This is a genomic window from Hydrogenophaga sp. (genome assembly GCF_051007235.1).
Lineage (GTDB): Bacteria > Pseudomonadota > Gammaproteobacteria > Burkholderiales > Burkholderiaceae_C > Hydrogenophaga.
Window position 1 is genome coordinate 1 of record NZ_JBPCSJ010000460.1, and the last position, 3,483, is coordinate 3,483.

The following is a 3,483-nucleotide window of genomic DNA, read 5'->3' on the forward strand; positions in this document are numbered from 1 at the left end:
CGCGAGGACCGCGACACCCTGCGTGCGCAACTGCCCGAGGTGCTGGCCTGGGCCGAGGCGGCGGTGGACCTGGCGAAGCGCCTGCACACCGGTTTGCCGCCCGCGTACGCGCACTTCGGTGAAACGCCCGCGGCCATGATGTCGCTCATCGGCCCCGGCGGCGCGATGGAGCTGTACGACGGCGCGCTGCGCCTGCGCGAGGCGGACGGCCGCGTCGCGGTGGACGGCTTCGAGGACCAGCGTTACCGCGAGCTGATCGACGAGGCGGTCAAGCCCTGGACCTACATGAAGTTCCCCTACCGCCGCGCGCTCGGGCCCGAGGCTGGCTGGTACCGCGTCGGGCCGCTGGCGCGGCTGCAGAACTGCGACGTCATCCCCACGCCCCGCGCCGAAGCGCGGCGCCAGGCCTTTGTGGTCGCGCACGGCGGCCGGCCGGTGCACGCGGTGCTGGCCACGCACTGGGCGCGCATGATCGAGCTGCTGCACGGCGTGGAGGTGATTGCGCAGCTGCTGGACGACCCCGCCATCCTGGGCGGCCCGCTGCAGGCCACGGGCGAGCGCCAGCGCAGCGGCGCCGGCATCATCGAGGCGCCGCGCGGCACGCTGATCCACGAGTACGAAGTGGGCGACGACGACCTGGTGACAAGCTGCAACCTCATCGTCTCGACCACCCACAACAACCAGGCCATGAACGAGGCGGTGCGTTCGGTCGCGCTGCAGTACCTGGACGGCCAGACCATCACCGAGCCGCTGCTCAACCACATCGAGGTCGCCATCCGCGCCTACGACCCCTGCCTGTCGTGCGCGACGCACGCGCTGGGCCAGATGCCGCTGTCGGTGACGCTGCGCGACGCGCACGGCGATGTGCTGGACCACGTGCTGCGCTCGTCCACCGGCGAGACGCAGCGCGGCGCCACGCCGCACCCGATGGAGCGTGCGCAATGAGCACGAAGGTGGCGCCGCTGCTGGTGCTGGCCTGGGGCAACCCCAGCCGGGGCGACGACGCGCTCGGGCCGCTGCTGGCCGAGCGTTTGCTGGCCCATGCAGGAGCACCGTCGCTGGTCGGTCGCGTCGAGGTGCTGACCGACTTCCAGCTGCAGGTGGAACACGCGCTGGACCTGGTGGGCCGCGAGCGCATCCTGTTCGTTGACGCGGCGCTGGACCTCGCCGAACCGTTCACCGTGCGCCCGTTGCAAGCCGCGCGCGGCGGTGGCATTGGCAGCCACGCGCTCGCACCCGAGGCGGTGCTGCAGGTGTACGAAGACCTGCACGGCCAGCCGGCACCACCCGCGACCCTGCTGGGCATCCGCGCCAAGGCCTTCGGGCTGGGCACCGCCCCCAGCGCCGATGCGCTGGCCGATCTGGAACAGGCCATCGCCTGGGCGCGCGGCTGGTTGGCTGGCGAGCCCGTCACCGTGGAGCTACTGACATGAAACAACCCCCACGCTCACTTCGTTCGCTGCCCCCCGAGGGGGTGCGTCAGTGGCTTCGGGCGGCCGGGCGCCACTGACATGAACGTCCTCTGGCTGCAATCCGGCGGCTGCGGCGGCTGCAGCATGTCGCTGCTGTGCGCCGACACCACCGACTTCCAGGGGCATCTGCGCGACGCGGGTATTGAGCTGCTCTGGCACCCCTCGCTCTCGCTGGCCAGTGGTGAAGACGTGCTGAACCTGTTGCGTTCGGTCATCGACGGCACCACGAAACTCGACGCGCTGTGCGTCGAAGGCTCGCTCCTGCGGGGTCCGAACGGCACCGGGCGCTTCCACATGCTGGCCGGCACCGGCCTGCCCATGATCCACTGGGTGCGCGAACTGGCCGCGAAAGCGAAACACGTGCTGGCGATCGGCAGCTGCGCCGCCTGGGGCGGTATCACGGCCGGTGGCGACAACCCCACCGACGCCTGCGGCCTGCAGTACGAGGACGACCGACTCGGCGGCCTGCTGGGCGCCGATTTCCGCAGCGCCAGTGGCCTGCCGGTCATCAACGTCGCCGGCTGCCCGACGCACCCGAGCTGGGTGATCGACACGCTGATGGCGCTGGCCGCCAATGCCTTCACCGAAGACGACCTGGACTCGCTGGCCCGCCCGCGCTTTTATGCCGATCAGCTGGTGCACCACGGCTGCTCGCGCAACGAGTACTACGAGTTCAAGGCCAGCGCCGAAAAGCCGTCCGACCTGGGCTGCATGATGGAGCACATGGGCTGCAAGGGCACGCAGGTGCACGCCGACTGCAACATCCGGCCCTGGAACGGCGACGGCAGCTGCACCCGCGGCGGCTACGCCTGCATCGCCTGCACAGAGCCGGGTTTCCAGGAACCGGGCCACCCCTTCCACCAGACGCCCAAGATCGCCGGCATCCCGGTCGGCCTGCCCACCGACATGCCCAAGGCCTGGTTCGTCGCGCTGGCCTCACTGTCCAAGAGCGCGACGCCCAAGCGGGTGAAGCACAACGCGGTGGCGGACCACCTGGTGGAGAAGCCCGCGATCCGCAGGACCCGATTGAAATGACGACCCGTCTGCTTGTTGGCCCGTTCAACCGCGTCGAAGGTGATCTTGAAGTCGCGCTGGAGATCGAGGGCGATCGCGTGCGTTCGGCACAGGTCAACGCCACCATGTACCGCGGCTTCGAGCAGATCCTGCAGGGCAAGGCGCCGCACGACGCGCTGGTCTACGTGCCGCGCATCTGCGGCATCTGCTCGGTCTCGCAGTCGGTGGCGTCGGCCCGTGCGCTGGCCGATCTGGGCGGTATCACCCTGCCGCCCAACGGCCAGCACGCGACCAACCTGATCCTGGCGACCGAGAACCTCGCCGACCACCTGACGCACTTCTACCTGTTCTTCATGCCGGACTTTGTGCGCCCGGTCTACGCCGGCCAGCCCTGGCACGCCGAGGCGCTGCGCCGCTTCGCGCCCGACGGTGGCGAGCAGGTGCGCGCGGCCACGGCGGCGCGCCAGCGCTGGCTCACGCTGCTGGGCACGCTGGGCGGCAAGTGGCCGCACACGCAGTCGGTCGAACCCGGTGGCTCCACCCGCCCCATCGACGCGGCCGAGCGCGTGCGCCTGCTGGCCAAGCTACGCGAGTTCCGCGCCTTCCTGGAACGCCACCTGATCGGCGATGCACTCGAAGCCTTCACCGCGCTGGACAGCATCGACGCGCTCTGGGCCTGGCACGCGCAGGCGCCCCTGAGCGGTGATCTGCGCTTCTTCCTCACGCTGGTGCAGGACCTGGGTTTGCAGACCCTGGGCCCCGGCCCGGGCCGTTACCTCAGCTTTGGTGCCTATGCCCAGCCCGCCGGAGGCACCGCACTGGCGTCGGGCCTGTGGCGCGGTCACGCGCAACGGCTGGACGCGCTGGACGCCCACGCCATCACCGAAGACGCCACCCACGCCTGGCTGGCGCAGCCGCGCGAGCCGCTGCACCCGCTGCACGGCGTCACCCGGCCCGAGCCCGACAAGGCCGGTGCCTACACCTGGAACAAGGCGCC

Annotated in this window: 4 protein-coding genes; all 4 read left to right on the plus strand. The window is 70.7% G+C overall.

Annotation, left to right across the window (positions count from 1 at the left end):
* Nucleotides 1-945: Ni/Fe hydrogenase subunit alpha (locus tag ACR2JA_RS16410; protein WP_434010144.1), on the plus strand; the 945-nt coding region annotated here is incomplete at its 5' end.
* Nucleotides 942-1,433 (plus strand): hydrogenase maturation protease, encoded by a 492-nt coding sequence (locus ACR2JA_RS16415; RefSeq protein WP_434010145.1) that lies wholly within the window; start codon nucleotides 942-944, stop codon nucleotides 1,431-1,433. The genes ACR2JA_RS16410 and ACR2JA_RS16415, both read left to right, overlap by 4 nt.
* Nucleotides 1,434-1,511: 78 nt before the next feature.
* Complete coding sequence (locus tag ACR2JA_RS16420; RefSeq protein ID WP_434010146.1) at nucleotides 1,512-2,507, plus strand: HupU protein; 996 nt, start codon at nucleotides 1,512-1,514, stop codon at nucleotides 2,505-2,507.
* Nucleotides 2,504-3,483 (plus strand): nickel-dependent hydrogenase large subunit (locus ACR2JA_RS16425; protein WP_434010147.1); only part of this gene is annotated, 980 nt, incomplete at its 3' end. The genes ACR2JA_RS16420 and ACR2JA_RS16425, both read left to right, overlap by 4 nt.

Coding starts and splice junctions, on each gene's coding strand:
- ACR2JA_RS16420 (WP_434010146.1), top strand. CDS start 1,512: ATGAACGTCCTCTGGCTGCAATCCGGCGGCTGCGGCGGCTGCAGCATG.
- ACR2JA_RS16415 (WP_434010145.1), top strand. CDS start 942: ATGAGCACGAAGGTGGCGCCGCTGCTGGTGCTGGCCTGGGGCAACCCC.